A 20,179-nucleotide genomic window follows, 5' to 3' on the forward strand; every position below is an offset into this window, starting at 1 on the left:
GGATCATCATCCCGGAACCGGCAGGCATTTTGCGGAGCCGTACTGGTGGGCGGTGCCGCTCGCCAGCCGTACGCTGACGTGACGAGACCCCCTGGCACTTGCTCTGCCAGGGGGTCTCGTGTGTGCGGTCAGAACGGGAAGATCCGGGTCAGGAGGACCTGGTGGCGTTCGACGTCGATGCGGTACTCAACGATGCCGCCGCCGCCCGGGATCGGCAGGGTCCGCCACGGTTCGCTTTGTACGGCGGGCCGGCTGTTCTCCAGCCACGGGTTCTCGGCGATGGCCACGGTCAGGGCGACGATCCTGGAGAACAGTGCCACCGGCAGGGCCGGATCGGCGAGCGCCTCCTCGACCGCCTCGGACGGGATGACCGGCCAGAGCTCGTCTTCGTCACTCACCAGGCATCTCGCCGCCTCGCTCGCGGCGGCGCCGGTGAATCTGGTCCCAGGAGACCGTCGGCAGCGTCCCGGCGTTCGCGGCCGCGATGACGCGCTCGCCGTCCGGGTCGGTGCCGAGCATCGCCTCGCCCCACCAGGTCGCCACCACGTGCTGCAGTTCCTCGCCGGCCTGGGCCTGGCCGACCTCCCGGTAGAACGCCATCCGGCGAGCGCCGCTCAGCGCGGCGGCGATGCCGTCGATGGTGCGCGGCACTCGCGGATCGGGATCATGGTGTACGGGCTGGATACTCATGGCCGGCTCCCTCCTGGTCGTCACCGCCACGGTAGTCGCGGCCCTCATCCGGTGCTCCCTTCGGCCCCGACCTTCGCCGAGGCGGTGTCGGCCAGCTGCTGCTCGATCCACTTCACCGCGGCCGCGATCGTCCGGAAGTGCAGGTCGTCGGAGCGGGCCTGGTGCTTGAAGGCGAAGGACTGCGTGCCGTCCCAGTCGAACTCGCCGAACGGCACCAGGTCGGTGGAGGCCGTGAAGCCGGGCGCGAGCCGCTTGCCGTCGGCCGGCCAGATGGCGCCGACGACGTCGTCCGGGGTGAGCCGGTCGGCCCGGCGGCGGGCGACCAGGTACCAGAGCGGGTCTCCCGGGGTGTCCGAGAGCATGCCGAGCTGCGGCGGCGGTCCGGTGTAGACCCACAGGGAGCCGACCTTGCGCGGCGCGGTGCCGTAGCCGAGCTGGCTGGTGGTGCGGTGGCCGCGCACGAGAGGCTGTTCGGCCTGCAGAAGCCGGACGGCGCCGCAGGTCCGGCACAGGATGCGGACCTCCAGCTGCTCGGCTCGGTCGCCGTGCCAGCAGTCGTAGGAGGGGCAGCTGTGTCCCTCGTCGCCGTCGCCGCGCAGGACGTCCGGCTGGATGCGGTAGTCGACGTCCCAGCCGGTGGCGGTGCAGCCGGCCGCGTGCTGCGGGGCGGTGAACCCGAGGTGCGCCTTGAGCGCCGCGAGGTCCATCAGGTGTCCGCGCCGGTGCCGAGGAACTGCGCCTGGAACGCGCGGTGCACAGTGAGCTCGGGGCCGTCCTGCAGTGTGTACCAGCCCTCCATGCCGAGGCTGATGATGTACGCCTCGATCGCGCGTCGAGCGTGGGCGTGGCCCAGGCTGTTGAGGAATTCGCCGAGGACGACGGGCTGGCCGGAGGCGTAGGAGCGGGCGAGGGCGAGGAAACGCTGGTCGCCGCCGGTCAGGCAGATGCCCTTGTCCTCGGCGAGCGCGTCGAGGTCGACGTGGGCGGTGAGCACCTCCAGGCCGTCGGAGCCGGTCTCGTAGCGCAGGTGGACGTGCCGGGCGATGTCGCCCCGGCCGAGCAGGTCGGTGAACGTGAGCAGGTGCATCGCGGCGCGGCGGGTGTCGCCGCCGGAGAACCGGGTGCCGGCCATGACGGCCTCGCGCAGGGTGTCCGCGGTGAGCGAGCGGGGGTCGGGTGCGGCGGTCACTAGTGGTGCCTCTCAGACGGTGAAGCGGTTCAGGGCGGCGTCGTGCCTGGATGTGGTGGTGACGGAGATCATGCGGTCGACGACGCGCTGGTAGGCGGCTTCCTGGGCGTCGTTGAGAACGATCCGCGCGCCCGGCTCTGCGGGCTCCACGACGCTGAGCAGGAGGGCGGTATCCGCGTCTGCCTCCAGCTGCAGCACGGCGACGACCGCGGAGACGGACTGGACGACGTCCTCGACGCTCACGCTGCGCAGGTGCTCGGAACGGAAGCCGGCGGTGTCCTCCAGGATCGAGTACAGGTCGCCGGTGCCGGCGTCGCCCTTCACCGCGCGGCGCAGGTGGCCGAGGAGCCCGGCGAGCTGGTCGACGTCGGCCCGGGCGATCGTGGCCGCGTAGAGCGAGGCGTGCTCGTACTTGCCGTCGGGGGCAATGAGCTTGAGCTCGCCAGGCAGCGGGTCGTACGTCTTGGCCCAGGCCCGCTCGCGCAGCGCCGCCGGCAGCGCGTCCACGATCCGCGACCACGCCTCGTAGACCGCGTCGCCGTCCAGCGTCGGCGGGAGCGCCCACTGCTCGTCCGGGGCGGCGTCGGGCAGCGGGCGCAGCTGCAGGAGCAGCGGCTCCTCCAGGGCGGCGAACGGGTCGAGCCAACTCTCGATCTCGGGGAGCAGGATGGTGGCCGTGCGGTCGCTCATGAGTACGGGCCTTCCGTGAACGTCGCCGGGGGCCGCCTGCAGGCGGCCCCCGACTCTCATCTTTGCGGGTCGGTCGGACAGGTGGGTCTGGTCTGCGGAAATTCCGCTGGGAGGCTGAGGCGGTGCTACGCGTCGCCGAGCAGGAAGACGGTGGCACTGGCGCCTTCGGTGCGGGTGGCGAGCGCGGCCTCCGCCCGGTCGTACGAGACCTCGACGCCGAACCTCGCCCTGGCGATGCGGCGCACATCGACCAGCGAGGCGCCGGAGCCGTACTCCGCGACGGCCAGGTCGGCGGCGGCGAGGGCGAGCAGGTCCTCGCGCGCCGGGCCGGTCGGGGTGGCCTGGGCGAGCTGGTCGAAGGCGGCCTTCCACTGCGCGCCGGCCCGGCTGGGGCGGATGCAGCTCTCGCCGATCCGGCCGCGGCCGGCCGCCCAGTAGCTGACCGGGGTCTCCAGCGCCTCGGCGAACGCGATCTCCCGGCGGGTCGACTCGCCGAGGTAGAAGTTCTCGTCGGTGACGACCAGGACCTCGTCAGCGGCGTAGATCTTGGCGAGGTGCAGGGCGTCGAGCCTGGTCTTGAGCTCCTCGGCGACGGCCGGGGTGTCCCAGAGCGGGTGCTGTCGGCGCACGTCGACGCCGGGGGCGAGGACCATGCGGCCGGCAGCGGTCTCCTGGAGCGCCGCCTCGACCATGTGCTGCCAGAAGCCGGTGCTGCCGCAGATGGTGATGATCGCCGGCAGGAGGTAGTCGGTGTCGGGGGTGTAGGGCATCGCTGGCCTTCCTCGGCTTGGCCTGTTGGGTCCAACAGGTCTTATGGGTCCAGAAGTGGAGAGACGGGCTGGTCAGGAGGCGGTGGCGCTCTGCTTGCGGTCGGCGGAGCAGCGGGCGCAGTACGCGGTGCCGTCGGGCAGGAGCTGGCCGTGCCCGGCCTGGTCGTGTCCGCGGCGGCAGTGGGTGGGCCGTTGCGGGGCACCGAGGACGAGCCGTAGGGCGGCGCGGTCGCGTTGGCGGCGGGGGAGGTCGTCGATGTGGTCGGGGGCGACGCAGTGCCGGGTGCCGCAGCCGGGGGCGGCGTAGCCCTGCGGGTCGGTGCCGTGCTTGATGCGGAAGGCGATCCGGGCGGCGGTGTAGGCGTTGCCGGAGTGGCGCATCACCGGGGTGCCGCTGCCGGTGGCCCGCTCGCCGGTCCATTCCAGGTGGCCGCCGGGCAGCTCGCGGACGCGCTGGCGCCATTTCTGTTCGACGGTCAGGGGCTGGGCGGGGACGTTGGCCAGGCCCATCTCGGCGCGCAGCTTGGCGACGTCGTGCTTGTCGACGTGGAGCTGGCGGGCGATCGCGCTGTCGCTCAGCCCGGCGGTGAGGAGGTCGCGGGCCGGGTCGGCCTTCGCCGGGTTCACCGAGTGCTCTCCGTCGGTTCGGTCAGGGCGCGCAGCTGGGAGTGGAGGTCGTCGACCTGGGCGCGGAGGTCGGTGATCTGGTTGCGCAGGCGGTTCGGGTCGTCGAGAGGGCCGTTGAGGTCGAGCAGGGTGACCGGTACGGCGCTGGGGTCGCCGGGCTGGGTCCAGGTGATGTTCCAGGCGGCCTCGTCCACCCAGCCGGTGTTCTGGCTGTGCTCGAGCGGGACGGCGAAGGCGGCCCAGGTCTCGGTCGGGCGGCGCAGGCTGCGCATCGCGCCGGGGATGGTGTCGTCGAGGAGGTTGGCCCAGTCGTGCTCGCGGCGCATGTGCCGGTTGGCGGTGGCGACCAGGCGGCGCCAGTGGAGTCCGTGGCCGAGCGCGAGGAACGCGTACTCCTCGTTCTGGTCGTTGAGGAGGGCGGCGATGGGCAGGCCGTAGGGGATGTCGAAGGCGTGGTCGAGGAGGTCCTGCGGGTTGGCGGGGTCGGGGAGCCAGAGCTCTTCGACGGGTTCGCCGAGCGAGTTGACGCCGGCCTCGAACGGCCAGGCGATGACGTACAGGTCCATGGGTGGGTGCCCTTCCACGTGTGGGAGGCGGAGCGGGGTGGTGTCGGGTCCGTCAGGCCCAATGGGGGTGTTGGGCCTGACGGGCCCTGGTTGGTGGTCAGGTGTCGAAGAAGGTCAGTTGGCCGGCCTCTTCTCGGGCGGCCCGGCGGGTGGCGGCGGCGGTCTCGCGGTGGTGGTCGCGGTCGTAGTGCAGGTGGCAGCCCTGGCACATCGCGCGCAGGTTGGCCGGGTCGCAGTGCTCGGGCTGGTGGTCGAGGTGCGCGGTGGTGAGCACGACGGTGGAGCCGGTGCCGTAGGCGGGTGCTCCGTGGCGGTTGGGGCAGCGGCCGGGGTGGGTTCCCCGGCCGCATTCGCCCAGGCATTCGCACTGCCAGCCGCCGCGCTGCTTGATCGTGAGGGAGATGTCCGGCCAGTTCGTCGGGTAGCGGTGGCGGTTCTCCGGGCGGATCGGCATAGCGGGTGCCCGAGAGGTTAGGCCGCCAGGCCGTGGCCGGTGGCCTTGCGCCAGGCGTCGACGACGTGGCCGGGCACGATGCCGGCCGGGGCGACGTCGTGGCCGTTGGCGGTGGCCCAGGCGCGGACGGTCTTGGGGTCGTAGTCGCGTTCGCGCTTGGGCTTGGGCTTGCGCTGCGGGGCGCTCTGCTCGGGCTGGAGCTCGGCCACGCGGCCGCGCAGCGCCTGCAGCTGTTCCTCCAGGTGCTGGATCTGGCTCTGCGCGGCGTGGAGCTCGTCGTCGGTGGCGCGCCGCTCGCGCAGGGCGGTGATGCCGACGCGGATGGCGCCCGCGTGCTGGCGCACCGCCGTGTCGGCGTGGGCCTGGCCCCAGGCGATGAGCTCGTTGAGGACCCGGTCCGCGGTGACGTCCTCGATGAGCTCGACCGGGACGGTGACGTGGTCCAGGTCGGTGAGGTCGACCGCCGGGGTGGGCGGGGTGACAGTGGCGACGAGGTCGCCGGCGGGCGGGTTCGCCGTGAGCATCTGGTGGACCTCGTCCAGCGGGATGCGGATCCCGGCGGCGATCTCCTCGGCGGTGCGGCCGTCGTTGCGCATCGACAGCGCGACGGCGGTGTAGGCGTTCGGGCTGGTGGCCATGGGCGTTCCCTCGGGGTTCGGCCGCCGGGCGGCGACGGTGTTGGGGGTGTCGGTCCTGTTGGGGACAATGGGGCTGGTGGTGGGGCGAGCCACTGTCGCGGCAAGGCCGAGGGCGTCCAGGAGCAGGCTCAGGTCTTGCGGCCCGTCGGCGTTCGCGGCGCAGACGAGGGCGGCGGCGCGCTGGTCGGCGTCAGTGACGGTGCGGGTCGGGATCGAGGAGCCGCGTTCGACGGGGGCGGGCATCAGGCGGCCCGGCGCAGGGTGTGGGCGAGGGTCAGCGGGGTGGGCCAGCGCCGTCCCCGGCGGCCGCGCTTCTTGCTGCGGTACATCGCGGCGTCGGCGGCCTCCAGGGCGGCGGAGACGGTCGGCACCGCGAGGTCGGCGAGCTGGGCCGCGCCGATGGAGGCGCCGACCTGCAGGAGGCGGCCCCGGTGGTCGACCGGTCGGGCGAGTGCGTCACGCAGTTTCGTCACGCGCTCGGCGAGGTCGCCGTGGTCGGGAACGGCGGCGACGAACTCGTCTCCGCCGAGGCGGCCAGCGCACCCGGCCGGGCCGCACCAGTCGGCGAGGCGGTGGGCGGTGGCGGCGAGCACGGCGTCTCCGGCGGCGTGGCCGTGCCGGTCGTTGACCGGCTTGAAGTGGTCGAGGTCGACCAGGAGCACCGCGGTGGGTCCGGCGGCGGCGAGCTGCTCGGCACGCTCGGTCCAGGCCTCGCGGGTGACGAGGCCGGTGAGCGGGTCGCGGCGGGCGATCTGCAGTCGGGCGGCGAGGCGGTCGCGGTCGGCGAGGGCCTCCTGCAGGAGCGGCAGCAACGCGGCCAGGTCGTGGTGGACGTACCAGGCGGCACGGGGGCCGGCGTCCTCGTCCAGCTCGGAGGCCCAGGTGCGGGCGTGGGCCTCCAGGTGTCGGCGGGCGCGGTCTATCAGGTCGGCGGGTGCGGGTGCCATGGTGGTGGTTCCTCTCCGTGCTGGATTGCGGGACGAGGGATGCCGGGGCGGCCGGCCTTTGGTCGGGTATGCGGCCGCCCCGGTGCCGGTCGATGGCGGTGGTCAGGTGCGGGGCGCGGTGCTCCAGGGGTCCTCACCGAGGACCGTGAAGTGCTCGGGATCGGCCACGGTCTCGGCCACGGTCTCGGCCACGGCGGAGTGCTCGGGATCGGGAGCGTCGGCCTCCTCGCAGGTCTGGGTGCAGTACCGGCCGAAGTCGCAGAACGGGGCGCCGCACAGGTCGCACTCGGACTCTTCGGGTTCGCCCCAGAAGTCCTCGAAGTCGTCGTCCTGGTCGCCGTCGCCGAAGTCGTCCGGGGCGGTGTCTCCGGGGTGGCCCCAGGCGCAGGACCAGCACAGGGTCTCGCCGCCTTGGGTGGTCAGCCAGCAGCCGCGTTCGCGGCAGGGCTTGTAGGGCGTGCAGGCACACCGCTGGCATGCGGCCGGATCGCCGAAGGCCTCGCCGAGGGCCCGCCACAGGATGCCGCCGGAGCTGGGGCTGGCTTCGGCGAGGGTGACCTGCCAGGCCAGCTCCATCGCGCGGACGGCAGGGCGCCCGACGCCGCGCCAGAGCCATCGGACCTCGCGGGCGGCGCGGGCCCGGCCAGCCCAGGTGTGCGCCTGGTAGGCGCGTTCGGTGACGACGATCGGCTCCGGCAGCGGGCCGAGGTAGGTGCAGCGGTACTCGCGGATATTCAGGCCCCACGTCTGGGCCGTGACGCGCAGCCGGTTCAGGACGTCCGGGTCGGTGACGAAGCCGGAGACGGCGGCGATCTGGGACCACCACTGGCCGTCGGCCCCGACGTCGCGGCAGCCGGGCTGGGAGAAGTCGGTGACGTAGCCGCAGCGGTTGGCCAGCAGCAGGGTGGCGAAGAGTTCCGGGGTGCCGGTGGTCTCCTCGTCGGGGCCGGCCGCGGGGATGAGGGCCGGGTGGGACTTGATGCGGCCTTCCAGCCACTGGGCGGTGAGTTCGCCGAGGTCGGCGGCGGTGCGGGCGGCGCGCCAGCGCCAGCGGTCGCGGAGGGAGCGGAGCACGGGTGCCTCCAGGCAGTCTCGTGGTGCGGGGTGGCAGCGGGGTGCGGGAGGGCTGGTCAGCGGCCGGTTCGGGTGAGCTCGTGGGCGTGGCACAGGACCGGGGCGATCCGGCCGGTCCGGCCGGCCGCTCGCGGGTCGTCTTCGCAGCTGACGATCAGGACCTCGTCGTCGGCGTTGAACGTCATGGTGTGCTCCAGAAAGGGTTGGGCCCGTTGGGGGCAACAGGTCTGATGGGGTGGCGGGGTGTTCTCGACCGGGCCGGGACGCTGGTCTCCGGCCGGTCGATGAGGGCTGGTCAGGCGCGGACGGCGGCGAGGATCGCGGGCTCCAGCTCGTGGGCCTCGGCCTCCTCGAGGCAGATCTGCGCCTCGGCGCGGTAGGACTCGGCGATCGGCCGCTCGACCAGGCCGTAGTTGCCCTGCAGGTCGGCCAGCCGACTCTGGCGGCGGCCGGGCCGGTTGAGCTGGGCGGCGTGGACGAGCTCGTGGCCCAGCGTCTCGATCAGGTTGGTCTCGCCGGCGGCGAGCAGGTCCGGGGCGCAGAGCACAACCAGGACCTCACTGCGGTCGCCGAGGAGGGTCATCGCCTGGGCGTCGTGGGCACGGGCGCTGCGCCAGGTGGCCAGCGCCTTGCCCAGGCGGGTGCGCAGCGAGGCGCCGCCCACGGCGGAGGCCTCGGCCTGGGTGGCGATCCAGGCGCCGGCCGCGCGGCCGGTGATGACGATCCGCACCGGCGGCAGCGCCCCGGCGAGCCGCTCGACGGCCTCGGCGATGGGGCCGGCCAGGCGGCGGACCGGGTCAGCGGCCAAGTCGGTGCGCCAGGAGGGGGTCGCGGCGGTGGTGATGGCGATCTCGTTCGACGCGGTCTCGGCGTGCGGCACGGTGCGTCCCCCTCCGGGTCGGTGTGGGCTGTCGCCCACACCCCCAATATGCCAACTCAAAGTTGGCTTGTCTAGTATTGGCCAACATCAAGTTGTCATTAGTGGCGTTGGGCCTGTCGGGGGTGTTGGGTCTTACATGGCCTGAGCTGGTCCGATGTACCTGGTCAGCGGGCAGTCAGGTCCGGTCGGCCCGGTCGGCGCCCGTGCCGGCGGTGTGGAGCAGTGCGAGGGTCAGGGCGCGGATCTGGTCGGCGAGGGCGTACGTCGTGGCGTCGAGATTGCCGCTGAGGCTGTCCGCGATGCGCAGCGCCTCGGCCCGCAGGTCGCGCACCGGGGGCTGGACGGGAGCACCGTAGTTGTGGGCGTGGACGACCTGGGCGCGGCTGGTGAGGGCGGGGCCGCGCAGAATCGGGCTGTCCTGGTACCGCCAGTCCTGGACGAGCAGTACGACCCGCTTGCCGTCGTGGGTGGCGTCGACGGCCCACAGTTCCTGATTGGCGTCGGCTTTCAGGAGTTCGGCGTCCAGCAGCATGCTGCTGGTGGCGCGGGCCGGGGTGAGGGGGGTGATGCCGAGGTCGGCGAGCACCTGGTTGATCTCGTCGGCGCCGCGCCGGACCTGGTCGGCCCAGGTGACGCCTCCGGTGTGGCGGTACTCGGCCTCGGCGGCCGCGTACCAGACCGGGGTGGCCTTCTGGTCGGTGGCGGTGTCGGTCATGATGGTGGCCTTCCTGTCGCTTCGTGCGGGATGGAGGGCCCGGGGCGGCCGGTGTGCCGGCCAGCGTGGCGGCCGCCCCGGGGCGAATTCAGAACGTCAGCTCGTCGTCGGTGTTCGCGCCGAGGTACGCCGGCGGGGCGACCGTCGGCCGGACGGGCGGCTCGGGCTTGTCGCCGAGGGCCAGGGCCGCCATGTCGACGTAGGCGGCGGCTTCGCGCAGCGCGGCGGCCTCCTCCTGGTCGCACCGCTCACCGCGGGCGCTGTACTGCTCGGCGGCACGGGCGAGCAGGTCGTGGAGGTCGCGGACCAGGTGCGAGGCCTGGAGGCTGATGAGCAGGTCGTCCAGGTCGGCGTCGGGCTGGGTGAAGTCGAGGCGCGCTTGGCCGACGGCGACGGCGGCTTCGAGCGCCCAGTCGATGGCCTCCGGCCAGGCGACGTCGCGCCCGGTCTCGTAGACGCCGGGGGCGTCGTCGTCGGTGAAGGCCGCGGCGGGGATCTCATAGAGGTCCTCGGCGGCCGGGCCGACCAGGTCGGCCAGCGTGGCCAGGACGTCCCGCAGGATGTAGCCGCAGCCGGCCAGGGCCGTCACGAGGACCGTCAGGGCGGGGAGGGTCAGGTCGGCGACGGCGCTGTGGCCGCCGATCGGGGCGAAGTGCGCGGTGGTCAGGGCGGCGGCGGCCAGGGCGGTGGCGATGTAGACGCCGTCACCGAAGGAGTCGAGCAGGAACGCAGCGGCGGCGCGGGCGCGGTAGGCGCGGTTGAGGTGCTCGGTCACGATGTCCTCGGCTCTCGGGAGGAGCGGGCCGGACTGTCCGGTCCGCCGCACCGCACCCAGTCCCCCGGCTGGCTGCGGGGAGCTGGTGCGGCACGGCGGTCCGTCAGGCTCGGCGGCCCAGCAGGGCGCGGCGGGTGCGGCGTTCACCGGCGGGCAGCTGCCGGACGGTGAACGCCGGCTCGACGGCCTCCGGCAGCGACAGGACGATGCGGGTCGCCAGCCGGGTGCGGTCGGGGTGCTCGGCTCCGGCGGCCGCCGCCATGCCCCGGTAGCCCTGGGCGATGCCGCGCGCGGCCCCGGCGATGCGGCGGGCCTCTCCGAGGGTGGCGAGGGCCCAGTGGTGGCGTACCTCCTCGCCTTGGCCGACCGCGCCGGCGGGCAACACCAGCTCCACGACCAGCTGCAGGGCCAGGCCGTTGAGCCTGGGGTCGAAGTAGGAGCCCTGGGAGTGGGCATCGCCGGCGTGCGCGTTCAGGGTGAGCTCCAGGGCCCGCAGGGCGTTGGAGGTGCTCCCGGTGGTGGCCGCGTTCCAGGTGAGCGTGGGCATGCGAACTCCGCTCCGGTCCCTTTGGACCTGTTGGACCTGTTGGGGGTGTTGGGGTGGCGGACGCCTGTCCGGTCCCCCGCACCGCACCGGCGGCCCCGCTGGCTGCGGAGGTCTTCGGTGCGGCACGGCGATCCGTCAGACTCAGGCTCGCGGGGTGCGGGCCCTGCCTTGGGCGAGCGCGGCCCCGGCCTGAGCCTTGGTCGCCTGCCCGGCCTCACGGCCGCTGCGGTACTCGTTGAAGCTGCGCAGCACCATCACGGCGACGACCGCGATGACGAGGCCGGTGATGGCCAGGGTCTGCAGCATGCTGATGAGCATCGGGCCGAGGAGGACCAGGGCGGCGACCGCCCCGGCGCCGGCGCCGCCCGCGAGGATCAGGCGCAGGGTGATCGGGCCGAGCTCGCTGGCCTGCTGCGGCTGCTGCATGACGATGACCTGCGGCGGGGCCGCGTAGTACGGCATCTGGCCGGGCTGCTGGACGACGCCCTGCAGCTGGGTGCCGTACGGGCTGGGTGCGGGGTAGTAGGCGGCCGGCTGGACCTGGTGGCCGGTCATCGGCACCGGGACGTAGTGGTCGACCATGCGGTGGCCTCCGATCTGGTGGGCGGGTGATCCGGTCTGTCCGGTCCCCCGCACCGCACCGGCCCCGGGGACTCCGGGGGCGGTGCGGCACGGCGGCACGTCAGCCCGTGCAGCTGATGGAGCCGAGGAAGCGGCCGTGGGCGTCGTGCCGGGCCAAGGTTCCGGTGCCCTTGCACCGGTGGCAGTTGGCGTGCGTGCCGGTGGTGAGCGGGCGGGCCGAGCGGCGGCGTCGGATGACGTACGCCCGGCCGGTGTCCCAGGCCCAGGAGCCGACGGCGCGGGCGGCCCGGCCGACGGGGCGCAGGGCGCCCCGGTAGAGCACGGTTCCGGCGACGGCCGTGGTGCCGACCAGTGCGAGGACCGGATGCTCCCAGGTGAACTTGGCCGCGCGCATCGCTTGGGCACCGATGGACTTGGCCGGGGCCTTCTTCTTCGCCGGGGTCTTCTTCGTGGTGGCGGGTCCGGCGCTGGTCTGCGCGGGGGCCGCCGCCTTCTTCTTGGTCGCGGGTGCGGCGGCGGTGCGTTGTGCCGGGGCCGCGGTCTTCTTCGCGGGCCGCGCGGGTGCGGCGGCCTTCTTGGCGGGGTGCTTGGCCGGGGCAGTGGTCTTCTTCGCCGGGGCCTTCTTCGCGATGGCCTTCTTGGCCGCCGTCTTCTTGGCGGCCGCCGGGGCCGGCGGGGTGGTGGTGCTCACGGAACCCCCTGGTGGCAGGCGGGGCCGGGCTGTCCGGTCCCCCGCGCCGCACCGGCTCCCGCTGGTGGCGGGGTCGGTGCGGCACGGCGGGCCGTCAGCAGGCGAGCGGTTCCTCGGTGCCGTAGATGCCGTAGATGCCGTCCGGGTCCCAGGTCGGGTCCAGGAAGCGGCGGATCCGGATGTTCATGTAGATCTCGGCGTGCCGGTATTCGCCGGCCTCGTCGTGGGCTACGGCGGCCCGGATCAGCTCGTCCTCGGTCATGTCCTTGCCGGGCTTGTGGAGCCAGGACTCGCCTTCGTACGGGGTGAGGTCCACCTGCTGTCCTCTCTATGCGGCGGGCAGGTTCTTGATCTGCTTGCGGATGTACTCGCGGGAGTAGCCGAGCGCGTCGACCGCGTCGACCTGGCGCAGGGCGCCGGAGTCGATCTCGTCGCGGACCTTGCTCCAGAACGCGGTGTCGACCGCGGCGTGGCCCTCCTCGCGCTCGGCGAGGGCGTCGGCCAGACGCTTCTTGGCGGCGGCGCGGGCCGCTTCCTTCGCGGCCTTGTCGGTGTTGTCGGTGCTCATGTGCAGGCTCCTGTTCGGATCAGGGACGATGGGTTCTCCCCCCTGCTCCTCTTGGAGCGGGTCGGGTGGCCCGGGACGGCCGACGATGCTTGCCGGCTGGGCGGCCGTCCCGGGGCGGAGTCAGTCGCGGCGGCGGCGCGGGGTGCTGCCGGCGGCCCGGCGCTGGGGGGTGCGGACGCGGCCGGACATGCTGTTCGCCTGGACGTCGAGGTCGTCGCCGAGCGCGGCATCGGTGGCGGTGACGTTGACGTCACCGGACATCGTGCGGGCGGTCAGGTCGCCTCCGGCGGTGGCATGGACGGTGATGTCGCCCGACATGGTGTTCAGCTGGGCGGCACCACCGAAGTCGGTGATGCGGATGTCGCCGGACATGGTCTTGAGCTGGGCGACGTCGGTACGGCCGAGGCGGATGTCGCCGGACTGGGTCGTGATACGGATGTCGTCGGCCCGGTCGGCGGTGACGTCGCCGGACTGGGTCGCCGCAGAGAGCCGGCCACAGGTCTCGACGCGGATGTCGCCGGACTGGGTGGTACCGGTGACGGCGGCGAAGAAGCCCTCCGCGGTGACGCCGGCCAAGCGGGTGCGGGCGGTGACGGAGCTGCCCTCGGGGACGGTCGCGATGATCTCGATCGGCGAGCCGCCGATGCGGACCGTGCTGCCCGAGCCCGCGTCGACGACCTGGCCGTTCACGATCGTCCGGCCGCCGACGAAGTTGAGGTCGCCGTCGATCTGGAGGCCGACGACGTGGGCGCCGGCCGGGATGCTGCCGAAGGACTGGACGACGGTGGTGCTGCGGTTGCCCTGGACGATCGAGGTGACGCTGGTGCCGCCGGCGTTCTTCACCCGGGCGACCAGAGCGCCGCGCTCGTCGAAGCGGAGGGTGGCGTCCTTGACCGCGTCGGCGGAGGGGCCGGTCTCGTCGGCGGTGCGGATGGTCAGCTCGGCGCGCTCGCGGCCGGCCTCGGTGCGGACGGTGATGCTGCCCACCGGCAGGTCGACGTCGATGGTGATCGGGCCGGGCTGCTCGGCGGTGAGCTTGCGAGTGGTCATGTTCTGGTCTCCCGGTCTGGGCGGCGGGGCCGGTCCGGCCTCACACATTTAGAATGCCAACTTTTCGTTGGCCTGTCTAGTCTTGGCCAACATTTCATTGACCTTTTTGCGTTCTGGCTGGTCACCGGCCGGACGGCGAGGCGGTGACGCTCGGCGTGGGCGAGGTGTCCGGGGCCTGCCGGGGTGCCGACAGGAGGCCAGCCAGGCGCCGGCGGCGAGGCCGACGACGGCGTAGACGGTGGGCTCGCGCTTCTGCCACCAGGTCGGCTCGTCGGGCTCGGATATCAGGTAGCGCACGCCCAAGGGCGGCGGCTCCCTTCGAGGTCAGGCGCGGGAGCGGTCGGACGCGCGCTGGGTTCCGGCGGGCTTCCTGAGGCCCAGCCAGGTCTTCACCCGGGTCTCACCGGCGCCGATCCGGCGGGCGATGACCGCGACCGCGATGTGATTGGCGTGCAGGAGGCGGGCGGCGAGCCGCTGCTCCGCCTCGGTCAGGCCGTCGACCGGCTCCCCGTTCAGGACGCGTTCGACGGCAATGTTGTCGATCAGCCCGTCGACACTGGTCGCGCGGGCGGTGTCGACGTAGCGGCGGCGCTCGGGGCAGTGGACGGCGCGGGTCGCGCGGATCATGGCGGGGGGTCCTTCCTGGGGAGTAAGGGCACGTCGGGTCAGAAGGGCAGGCCGTTGACCCAGCCGAAGACGGCGGACATCAGGTGGCGGCCGGGTCCGCCCATCGAGGAGTCGGCCATGGCCAGGCCGGCGACGACGCAGACGGCGGCCTGCCACCAGCGCAGGCCGCCCTTCCAGACCATGGCGACGACGGCGCCGCCCAGGACGAGCGGCACGGACAGGTGGAGCTGGGTGTCGGCGGCGGCGAGCTGATGCACGCTCACTCCTCGGTGGCGGTGATCTGAACGTTTCCGGTGGACGGGATGTCGACGTGCTCCTGGTCGTCGCCGGGCCCGGCGGGCCCGGCATCCGGGAGCTCGTCCTCGAGGACGTCGCCCGGCCCGGCGATCCGGTCGCGGACTTTCTGCCCGGCGGCGCGGGCGGCGCCAGTGAAGGCCCAGGGGACGTACTCCGGGTCCTGCTCCAGGTAGCGGAAGCGGCGCTCGGTGATCACCCGGTGAAGCGCGTTGAGCGGGTCGGGGGCGTGGGACCACTCGCGGTCCACAATCGAACCTTTCGTGATCTTTCGGGCGGGAACAGGGCGGGAACAGCCGCAAACACGCAGGTCAGAGCGACGGAACAGGGCGGAACAGCCCCCTCGGAGGCGGAACGCGTTCCGGGCCCAGCGGGGGCGTTCCGCCCTGTTCCGGGCGGCCCGCACCCCGCTGACCTGCGTGTTCCTCCCCTGTTCCGGCCCGGATCCGGGCCGCTCAGGCCTCGCCGGTGATCTTCTTGAGGTCGCCGAGCTTGTAACCCTTGACCGACGTGGCGCCCCGCCCCGGCCGGAAGGAGTCCGTCTTCCACTCCTCCCCGCGGGGGTCGAGCACGGCCTTGATCGCGGCGCGCAGCGCGGCCACCCGGGCGTCGGCGTCCGCGAAGGTCTCCAGCTCCCAGTCCGCGTCGAGCTTGCCCAGGTACTCGGCCAGGTCCTCGGCGCGCAGGCCGGTCGGGTCGCCCGCCATCTCGAAGGCCTCGCGGGCGAGGACGACCAGCCCCGGCAGCGAGTCGTCGTCCTCGTCGTCGTCGTACTGGTCGGCCAGGTAGCCGCGCAGGTCGGCCAGGTCGTCGTCGACGAACGCCGCGGACAGCTCGTCCAGCCGCGGCAGCCCGGCCTCCAGGCGCTCGGTCGCGCGCCGGTCGGCCTCTTCGTCTGACAGGACGCAGGCCCGGTAGGGGATCGGCTCGCAGTAGGCGGCGCCGGCCATCGCGTAGGCCACGCCCGCGTCGTTGACGTGGTCGCCCATGGCCGGCAGCAGCCGGTCCGGCCGCCAGCCCTCCGCCATCGCCCCGCCGCCCGCGATCAGCAGGATGTCGTCCCGGTCGCACGCGCACATCAACTGCGCGGGCAGCTCGCTGAGCCAGGTGTTGTTCTTGATCCGGTCCTTCGTGTAGCCCTGCGAGCCCACCATTTCCACCACATCCGACTTGGCGCTGGTGAGGTGAATGAGCTGGGCCAGGTCATCCAGGCGGATGAACGGCGGCAGCAGCTCCAGCTCCGCCGACGGCATGCCTTTGCGCGCGGCCTGGACCTGCTGCGCCTCGACGGAGGCCGCCTGCACCAGCGCGGGAAACTCGTCGATGACCACGGTGATTCCGGGGAATTCACGGCTGGATTCCCAGTTCAGCCCCATTCCGAGCTTGTTGAACAGCCTCGGACGGTTCTGGCCAATGGCCAACGCCCATTCCAGGACCCGGCGGGCTTCGGCCGGGGTACGCGCGAGGGCGTGCAGGTTCTTGGTGTAGGGCCCGAAGCCGGCGCCATAACTTCCGAGGTCGATCCCGACGACGATCCGGTCGTCGCACGCGGTCAGCGCGTCGACCGAGGCGCGCAGCAACGTGGACTTGCCCGAGCGCGGCTTGCCGACGATGCCCACCGAGGTGCGCTTGCCGGGCAGGGCCAGCGGCCGGCCGGACATGTCGGCGCCGATCTGCGCGGTGTGCAGGGTCTTCGTGCTCACCGACTTCGGCGCCCGGTACGGCAGTTCCGGCACGGCCTGCCACGGGTTCTCGCCGGGGATCCGCAGCACCGCCTCGTTGCGGGCCCGCGCCGACTGCTGCAGCAGGATCGAGTTGGTGCGCACGCCGGGCAGGCAGGCCTCCAGCTTGTCCAGGCCCTCGGAGAGCTTGGCCGGGGTCTGGCGGTGGAAGGTGACGTCGACCTCGAAGCCCCAGGCCTGCGGCTTGATCCTCAGACTCTGGATGGCGATGCCGAGGTCCTCGGTCAGCGCCTGGTGGAGCATCTGCTCGAAGTGGCGCACGGTCATGCCGAGCTCGAACTTCTCGGGCATGCCGAGTTCCTCGCGCTCCAGTGCCTCCAGGCCCTCGGCGTCCAGGTTCGGGGTGCGGCCGCTGTAGGCGAGTACGCCCATGTTGACCAGCAGTGCGGCGGCCAGACCGAGCCCGCCCTCGTAGCCGTAGGCGGCCAGGTCGGCGACGGCGAACGGGCCGACCGCGAGCACGGCCCGCATGCCGATCTTCTTGTGGGCGGCCGTCCTCATCGCGGTGGCCTGGACGAGGGCGAGCCGCGCGTCCTGGCCGGCCGTGGCTGCCGCCTTGCGCTTCTCGTCCCGCTTCAGGAGCCCGTACTGCGCCTGCCGGGTCGCCGTCGACGCGGCGCCGGCGAGCATCTTGGCGTGCTGCTGAGCAGCGCGGGTGGTGGCGCCCTCGGTGCCGATCACCCAGCCGTGGAGACGTCGGCCACCGCGCCACGACGAGGGGACGACGCCGCGCACCGTGGTCTGGCGCTTCACCCAGCGGCGCAGCTTGCGGCGGCTGCGGCGCTGCAGGTAGCGGGCGCGGGCGCGACGGCCCTCCTTGGTGAGGAGCATGGGGTTGATCCACGGGGCGTCGCCCTCGGGGTCGTCCTCCAGGACCAGCTCGTCGGCGAGGTAGACCTCGCCCTCCAGGACCTCGTCGTCCTCGTCGAACTCCTCGTCGCCGTCTTCGGCGTCGTCGTCCTGGTCCTCGTCGTCTCCGGCCGGGGCGGCGACGGGCTTGGTCATGTCGATGCGCGGGCCGGGGAAGGGCAGCACGTCGGCGTCGGGACCGGCCGGGGCGCCGAGCGCCGCGGCCGCCTCGACGGCCTGGTCGATCTGGTCGGTGGTGAACAGGATGTCGCGGGCGCGGCTGCCCTCGGCGGGGCCGACGATGCCGGCCTCCTCCATCTGCTCGAACAGGTGGTTGGCCTGGACCCAGCCGACGCGCAGCTTGCGCTGGACCATCGACACGGAGCCGAACTGGGTGGAGACGACGAGCTCGACGGCGTGCCGGAGGAGGTCGGGGTCGGTGGAGGGGAGGACACGGCCTTCCAGGATCTCGGTCATGCTTGGTGTGCTCCTTCTGGGGAGTGCGGCGGGGCCGGGTTTTGCTGGCAGGCGGGACCGGCCCCGCCGGTGCGAGGGGAGAGAACGGGGTGGCGCTGAACGTCAGGCCGCGTAGGCGGCGGGTCCGTCTGCGCAGTCGACGCAGGCGCCGAGCGAGCGCGGGATGCAGTAGTCCTTGACCTGGCCGCAGTCCGGACAGGTGCGACGCTTGCGCATCGCGGCCTCCAGGCCGGCGGCCTTGCCCGGCGTCATCGGGCGCACCGGCAGGGCGAGGTCGACGCGGTAGAGCCAGGCCGCGCGAGTGCCGCCGGAGCGGCGGGCCTTACGCGACTTCCACAGGAGCTGGCCGGCCACCGGCTGGCCGCCCGGCCGCAGCCCGTCCTTGCGGAGCTGGCGGCGGGTGGCGTAGCCGGCGGGGGCCATGCGGTACGGCCAGGTCGGCAGGCCGTACCGCTCGCCCGTCGGGTCGAGGTGTTGGGCGCTCATGCCGCCTTCACCCCGTACGCCGTCGGGTTCGATTCGACGGCCTTGATCTGCTTGCTGCCCCAGTCGGAGCTCAGGCCGTAGGCCTTGCCGAAGGCGGCGGGCGAGGGCTTCTCACCCTTGTTCAGCAGCTCCGCGATCTGGGCCCGCGCCTTGTCCCGCTTGGCGGCGAGGGCGTCGGCGTCCTTCTGGGCCTTCTTCGCGGTGTGTCGGGCCGCCGCGCGGGCGATGGCCGACTGCCGACGGACAGGGGCCTTCTCAGGGCCCTTCTCGGGGCTGTTTCCAGCAGGGGGGATCGGCTTGCTGACCTGCAGTTTCGGTGCGTGCACGTCGGGGTTGCCCGTCGGCTTCGCCATCGGCTCCACCCAGCCGTCCAGACCGGGCAGCCACAGCGCCGACGGACGGGCGGCGGCGGCGCTCTCGTCGGTGTAGACGCCGGGTTCCGTCACGTCCTCGTCGTCGGTGACGTTTTCGGGGGTCGTGTCGGCAGGCTCGGCCAGGCCGACGTCGGCGAGCATCGCGTCCTGGAGCCGGGCCCGGTTCTTGCGCCGGCGCCGTTCCCGTCGTGCCGTCACGCCGAGGTCCGGGGCGTGGTACTGGTCCCAGGCCTCGGCCCACGCGGCGTCGGCCGACATGGCGCCGTGGGCGATCGCCCGGATCCGCCAGGCGGCGAGCGCGATGACGGGGTGGGCGAGGGTGCGGGCGAGGTCCGCGCGGACCTCCGCCATCGGCCGGCCTTCCTTCGCCTTCATCAGCAGGCTGAGGAACAGCTCCCAGACGAACACGCCGGACAGCGAGGCGATGGCGTAGACCTCGCCGCTGCCCTCCGCCGCGTGGTGCCGGTAGTTCAGCGCCGCCGCGACGATCGCGGCCACCGCGGTGACGAGGCGGTACTTGCCGGTGGCCCGCCCCTTGACGTGGGCGTAGAAGGCGAGCGCGGCCATGGTCCAGGTGACGCCCTCGGTGACCATCGGCACCAGGTTCGCCGCGCCGCCCATCTTCTCGCGGAAGCCGGCCGCCTGGCCGTCCCACGCGAAGTACACCGAGATGACCACCAGGGCGGCGACCAGGACCGAGGCGACGATCAGCGGGGACTGACCGGCCAGCGCCTGGCGGCGCCGCGCCCACGCCTCCCGGCGCGCCTTCGTCTTCTTCTCCTTCACCCCGTCCTGGATCTGGCCGATCTGGGCGTCGGCCTTGGCCTGGGCGAGCCGCAACTTCTGCCGGGCCTCCTCCGCCTCCAGGCCGTTGATCACCACCTGGTGCGAGGCCTGGCCGGCCTTCGCGACGGCGTCGGCGGCCGCAGCGTCGGCGCGGGCCTTCGCCTCGGCGGCGGCGGCCTTCGACACCGCGCGGGCGTCGGTCCGGGTGAAGCCGTTGATCTGCTGCGGGGGCGGCATCGTGGTCGTCATCAGGCGGCCCTCCTCTCCGGGGCGGGCGCGGCCGGGGCCGCGCCGGTGCGGGTGATGGTCTCGATCAGGACGAGCTCGGCGTCGACCCGGCGGATCAGGTCCCGCCGGTCGGCGAGGTCGCCGTCCTTCCAGAACTTGGGCTCGCCGTGCAGCCGGACCATGGCGGCCTCGGCAATACGCAGCGCCCGCTGGCGGCGCGTCACCTCGGGCCCCCGTCCGGGACGCGGGCCAGGAGCGCGAACACCTGGATCGCGGTGCCGTCCGTCTCCGGGTCGGTCTCGGCCTGCCAGTAGTGCCGGCCGCCGATCTCGACGAGCCGCGGCGTGATGCCGAGCTCGGCGGCGATCCGGTCGACCTGCATCAACCGGTCGGTCTCGTCGCCGACGTTCGGCAGAACCTCGATGTAGATGCCGGTGGCGATGGCGGTGATCCGCAGCTCTGTGGTGGCCTCGGCGCCGGCCTCCAGAACCGCCGCGAGCGGGCGAACGCAGGCCAGGACGCCGAGGGTGGTGGTCAGGTCGGCGGCGCTCACCGGTCCGTCTCCTGTCCCTGCCAGTGGGCGATGTCGTCGGCGGAGATCCGGTAGTCCTGGTGCTGGGCGAAGACCGCCCGGCGCTGCGCCTCGGCCCGGGCCGATTCGCGGCGCTCCTGGCCCCGGACGATCGGGCGGGCGGCCAGGGCCACCAGCCTCAGCACCGGGAGGATCGGGGTCAGCATCGCGGCGAAAAGCGTCTCGGCCAGTCGCCGGTTGGTCAGGGCCTTGCTCATCGGGTGCCTCCCGGGGTGCCGGTGGTGCGCGGGGTGCGGACGGCGGTGACGGTCGCGGTGTCGGCCTCGGCGGC

The 20,179-nt window shown here is 73.1% G+C and carries 31 protein-coding genes; all 31 read right to left on the bottom strand.

What is annotated here, in order from left to right; all coding sequences use genetic code 11:
• Nucleotides 1-128 precede the first annotated feature (128 nt).
• Nucleotides 129-398 (bottom strand): hypothetical protein, encoded by a 270-nt coding sequence (locus tag A6F73_RS38770; RefSeq protein WP_063353173.1) that lies wholly within the window; start codon nt 396-398, stop codon nt 129-131.
• On the bottom strand, nt 391-690 hold the full coding sequence (locus A6F73_RS38775) for a hypothetical protein (protein WP_079136696.1): 300 nt from the start codon (nt 688-690) through the stop codon (nt 391-393). Before A6F73_RS38775 ends, A6F73_RS38770 begins: the two co-directional genes overlap by 8 nt.
• Nucleotides 691-734: 44 nt before the next feature.
• Nucleotides 735-1,397: a hypothetical protein gene (locus A6F73_RS38780; RefSeq protein WP_063353175.1), complete on the bottom strand. Its 663-nt coding sequence runs from the start codon at nt 1,395-1,397 to the stop codon at nt 735-737.
• Complete coding sequence (locus tag A6F73_RS38785) at nt 1,397-1,879, bottom strand: hypothetical protein (RefSeq protein ID WP_079136689.1); 483 nt, start codon at nt 1,877-1,879, stop codon at nt 1,397-1,399. The genes A6F73_RS38780 and A6F73_RS38785 overlap by 1 nt, the downstream gene beginning before the upstream one ends.
• A gap of 12 nt (nt 1,880-1,891) precedes the next feature.
• Nucleotides 1,892-2,569 (bottom strand): hypothetical protein, encoded by a 678-nt coding sequence (locus A6F73_RS38790; protein WP_063353176.1) that lies wholly within the window; start codon nt 2,567-2,569, stop codon nt 1,892-1,894.
• A gap of 125 nt (nt 2,570-2,694) precedes the next feature.
• Entirely contained in the window at nt 2,695-3,339 is a 645-nt protein-coding gene (locus A6F73_RS42710) for a hypothetical protein (protein WP_063353177.1), read from the bottom strand.
• Nucleotides 3,340-3,411: 72 nt separating this feature from the next.
• On the bottom strand, nt 3,412-3,966 hold the full coding sequence (locus tag A6F73_RS38800; RefSeq protein WP_063353178.1) for a hypothetical protein: 555 nt from the start codon (nt 3,964-3,966) through the stop codon (nt 3,412-3,414).
• Nucleotides 3,963-4,532, bottom strand: a complete 570-nt coding sequence (locus tag A6F73_RS38805) for a hypothetical protein (protein WP_063353179.1) — start codon at nt 4,530-4,532, stop codon at nt 3,963-3,965. Before A6F73_RS38805 ends, A6F73_RS38800 begins: the two co-directional genes overlap by 4 nt.
• A gap of 97 nt (nt 4,533-4,629) precedes the next feature.
• Complete coding sequence (locus tag A6F73_RS38810; RefSeq protein WP_063353180.1) at nt 4,630-4,986, bottom strand: hypothetical protein; 357 nt, start codon at nt 4,984-4,986, stop codon at nt 4,630-4,632.
• Between the two features lie 17 nt (nt 4,987-5,003).
• On the bottom strand, nt 5,004-5,867 hold the full coding sequence (locus A6F73_RS38815; RefSeq protein ID WP_063353181.1) for a histone-like nucleoid-structuring protein Lsr2: 864 nt from the start codon (nt 5,865-5,867) through the stop codon (nt 5,004-5,006).
• Nucleotides 5,867-6,571 (bottom strand): GGDEF domain-containing protein, encoded by a 705-nt coding sequence (locus A6F73_RS38820; protein WP_079136690.1) that lies wholly within the window; start codon nt 6,569-6,571, stop codon nt 5,867-5,869. The genes A6F73_RS38815 and A6F73_RS38820 overlap by 1 nt, the downstream gene beginning before the upstream one ends.
• Nucleotides 6,572-6,673: 102 nt before the next feature.
• Nucleotides 6,674-7,645 carry a hypothetical protein gene (locus A6F73_RS38825; RefSeq protein WP_063353182.1) on the bottom strand — a complete coding sequence of 324 codons (972 nt, stop codon included), beginning with the start codon at nt 7,643-7,645 and terminating at the stop codon, nt 6,674-6,676.
• 56 nt (nt 7,646-7,701) lie between these two features.
• Nucleotides 7,702-7,830 (bottom strand): hypothetical protein, encoded by a 129-nt coding sequence (locus A6F73_RS44320; protein ID WP_279634991.1) that lies wholly within the window; start codon nt 7,828-7,830, stop codon nt 7,702-7,704.
• 110 nt (nt 7,831-7,940) lie between these two features.
• The gene (locus A6F73_RS38830) at nt 7,941-8,525 is read right to left on the bottom strand and encodes a hypothetical protein (RefSeq protein ID WP_063353183.1); all 585 of its coding nucleotides are present in this window, start codon (nt 8,523-8,525) and stop codon (nt 7,941-7,943) included.
• A 175-nt stretch (nt 8,526-8,700) separates the two neighbouring features.
• Nucleotides 8,701-9,240, bottom strand: a complete 540-nt coding sequence (locus A6F73_RS38835) for a hypothetical protein (protein WP_063353184.1) — start codon at nt 9,238-9,240, stop codon at nt 8,701-8,703.
• An 88-nt stretch (nt 9,241-9,328) separates the two neighbouring features.
• On the bottom strand, nt 9,329-10,015 hold the full coding sequence (locus tag A6F73_RS42095; RefSeq protein ID WP_159398782.1) for a hypothetical protein: 687 nt from the start codon (nt 10,013-10,015) through the stop codon (nt 9,329-9,331).
• Nucleotides 10,016-10,118: 103 nt separating this feature from the next.
• Nucleotides 10,119-10,562: a hypothetical protein gene (locus A6F73_RS38845; RefSeq protein ID WP_063353186.1), complete on the bottom strand. Its 444-nt coding sequence runs from the start codon at nt 10,560-10,562 to the stop codon at nt 10,119-10,121.
• 141 nt (nt 10,563-10,703) lie between these two features.
• A complete protein-coding gene (locus tag A6F73_RS38850) occupies nt 10,704-11,144 on the bottom strand; it encodes a DUF6251 family protein (RefSeq protein ID WP_063353187.1) in 441 nt (146 codons plus the stop codon).
• Between the two features lie 100 nt (nt 11,145-11,244).
• Complete coding sequence (locus tag A6F73_RS42715; protein ID WP_063353188.1) at nt 11,245-11,835, bottom strand: hypothetical protein; 591 nt, start codon at nt 11,833-11,835, stop codon at nt 11,245-11,247.
• A 94-nt stretch (nt 11,836-11,929) separates the two neighbouring features.
• On the bottom strand, nt 11,930-12,151 hold the full coding sequence (locus tag A6F73_RS38860; RefSeq protein ID WP_063353189.1) for a hypothetical protein: 222 nt from the start codon (nt 12,149-12,151) through the stop codon (nt 11,930-11,932).
• 12 nt (nt 12,152-12,163) lie between these two features.
• Entirely contained in the window at nt 12,164-12,403 is a 240-nt protein-coding gene (locus tag A6F73_RS38865; RefSeq protein WP_063353190.1) for a hypothetical protein, read from the bottom strand.
• Nucleotides 12,404-12,523: 120 nt separating this feature from the next.
• On the bottom strand, nt 12,524-13,453 hold the full coding sequence (locus A6F73_RS38870; RefSeq protein ID WP_063353191.1) for a DUF4097 family beta strand repeat-containing protein: 930 nt from the start codon (nt 13,451-13,453) through the stop codon (nt 12,524-12,526).
• 324 nt (nt 13,454-13,777) lie between these two features.
• Nucleotides 13,778-14,080, bottom strand: a complete 303-nt coding sequence (locus A6F73_RS38875; RefSeq protein ID WP_063353192.1) for a hypothetical protein — start codon at nt 14,078-14,080, stop codon at nt 13,778-13,780.
• A 38-nt stretch (nt 14,081-14,118) separates the two neighbouring features.
• Entirely contained in the window at nt 14,119-14,337 is a 219-nt protein-coding gene (locus A6F73_RS38880) for a hypothetical protein (protein ID WP_063353193.1), read from the bottom strand.
• Between the two features lie 2 nt (nt 14,338-14,339).
• Complete coding sequence (locus A6F73_RS38885) at nt 14,340-14,624, bottom strand: hypothetical protein (protein ID WP_063353194.1); 285 nt, start codon at nt 14,622-14,624, stop codon at nt 14,340-14,342.
• Nucleotides 14,625-14,829: 205 nt separating this feature from the next.
• The gene (locus tag A6F73_RS42720; protein WP_063353195.1) at nt 14,830-17,442 is read right to left on the bottom strand and encodes a DNA translocase FtsK; all 2,613 of its coding nucleotides are present in this window, start codon (nt 17,440-17,442) and stop codon (nt 14,830-14,832) included.
• A 102-nt stretch (nt 17,443-17,544) separates the two neighbouring features.
• Nucleotides 17,545-17,928: an RRQRL motif-containing zinc-binding protein gene (locus tag A6F73_RS38895; protein WP_063353196.1), complete on the bottom strand. Its 384-nt coding sequence runs from the start codon at nt 17,926-17,928 to the stop codon at nt 17,545-17,547.
• The gene (locus A6F73_RS38900; RefSeq protein ID WP_063353197.1) at nt 17,925-19,337 is read right to left on the bottom strand and encodes a DUF2637 domain-containing protein; all 1,413 of its coding nucleotides are present in this window, start codon (nt 19,335-19,337) and stop codon (nt 17,925-17,927) included. Before A6F73_RS38900 ends, A6F73_RS38895 begins: the two co-directional genes overlap by 4 nt.
• Entirely contained in the window at nt 19,337-19,540 is a 204-nt protein-coding gene (locus A6F73_RS42105; protein WP_159398783.1) for a hypothetical protein, read from the bottom strand. Before A6F73_RS42105 ends, A6F73_RS38900 begins: the two co-directional genes overlap by 1 nt.
• Entirely contained in the window at nt 19,537-19,869 is a 333-nt protein-coding gene (locus A6F73_RS38905) for a hypothetical protein (RefSeq protein WP_063353198.1), read from the bottom strand. Before A6F73_RS38905 ends, A6F73_RS42105 begins: the two co-directional genes overlap by 4 nt.
• A complete protein-coding gene (locus A6F73_RS38910; RefSeq protein WP_063353199.1) occupies nt 19,866-20,105 on the bottom strand; it encodes a hypothetical protein in 240 nt (79 codons plus the stop codon). The genes A6F73_RS38905 and A6F73_RS38910 overlap by 4 nt, the downstream gene beginning before the upstream one ends.
• Nucleotides 20,106-20,179 lie beyond the last annotated feature (74 nt).

It is taken from the genome of Streptomyces sp. MJM8645, assembly GCF_001625365.1.
Lineage (GTDB): Bacteria > Actinomycetota > Actinomycetes > Streptomycetales > Streptomycetaceae > Kitasatospora.

Bases quoted from the DNA above. Each gene is read 5' to 3' on its own strand.
- A6F73_RS38850 (WP_063353187.1), bottom strand. From the start codon at position 11,144: ATGGTCGACCACTACGTCCCGGTGCCGATGACCGGCCACCAGGTCCAG.
- A6F73_RS44320 (WP_279634991.1), bottom strand. From the start codon at position 7,830: ATGACGTTCAACGCCGACGACGAGGTCCTGATCGTCAGCTGCGAAGAC.
- A6F73_RS38870 (WP_063353191.1), bottom strand. From the start codon at position 13,453: ATGACCACTCGCAAGCTCACCGCCGAGCAGCCCGGCCCGATCACCATC.
- A6F73_RS38875 (WP_063353192.1), bottom strand. From the start codon at position 14,080: ATGATCCGCGCGACCCGCGCCGTCCACTGCCCCGAGCGCCGCCGCTAC.
- A6F73_RS38865 (WP_063353190.1), bottom strand. From the start codon at position 12,403: ATGAGCACCGACAACACCGACAAGGCCGCGAAGGAAGCGGCCCGCGCC.
- A6F73_RS38910 (WP_063353199.1), bottom strand. From the start codon at position 20,105: ATGAGCAAGGCCCTGACCAACCGGCGACTGGCCGAGACGCTTTTCGCC.
- A6F73_RS38820 (WP_079136690.1), bottom strand. From the start codon at position 6,571: ATGGCACCCGCACCCGCCGACCTGATAGACCGCGCCCGCCGACACCTG.
- A6F73_RS38790 (WP_063353176.1), bottom strand. From the start codon at position 2,569: ATGAGCGACCGCACGGCCACCATCCTGCTCCCCGAGATCGAGAGTTGG.
- A6F73_RS42710 (WP_063353177.1), bottom strand. From the start codon at position 3,339: ATGCCCTACACCCCCGACACCGACTACCTCCTGCCGGCGATCATCACC.
- A6F73_RS42720 (WP_063353195.1), bottom strand. From the start codon at position 17,442: ATGACCGAGATCCTGGAAGGCCGTGTCCTCCCCTCCACCGACCCCGAC.
- A6F73_RS38895 (WP_063353196.1), bottom strand. From the start codon at position 17,928: ATGAGCGCCCAACACCTCGACCCGACGGGCGAGCGGTACGGCCTGCCG.
- A6F73_RS38900 (WP_063353197.1), bottom strand. From the start codon at position 19,337: ATGACGACCACGATGCCGCCCCCGCAGCAGATCAACGGCTTCACCCGG.
- A6F73_RS38835 (WP_063353184.1), bottom strand. From the start codon at position 9,240: ATGACCGACACCGCCACCGACCAGAAGGCCACCCCGGTCTGGTACGCG.
- A6F73_RS38810 (WP_063353180.1), bottom strand. From the start codon at position 4,986: ATGCCGATCCGCCCGGAGAACCGCCACCGCTACCCGACGAACTGGCCG.
- A6F73_RS38775 (WP_079136696.1), bottom strand. From the start codon at position 690: ATGAGTATCCAGCCCGTACACCATGATCCCGATCCGCGAGTGCCGCGC.
- A6F73_RS38780 (WP_063353175.1), bottom strand. From the start codon at position 1,397: ATGGACCTCGCGGCGCTCAAGGCGCACCTCGGGTTCACCGCCCCGCAG.
- A6F73_RS38845 (WP_063353186.1), bottom strand. From the start codon at position 10,562: ATGCCCACGCTCACCTGGAACGCGGCCACCACCGGGAGCACCTCCAAC.
- A6F73_RS38815 (WP_063353181.1), bottom strand. From the start codon at position 5,867: ATGCCCGCCCCCGTCGAACGCGGCTCCTCGATCCCGACCCGCACCGTC.
- A6F73_RS38805 (WP_063353179.1), bottom strand. From the start codon at position 4,532: ATGGACCTGTACGTCATCGCCTGGCCGTTCGAGGCCGGCGTCAACTCG.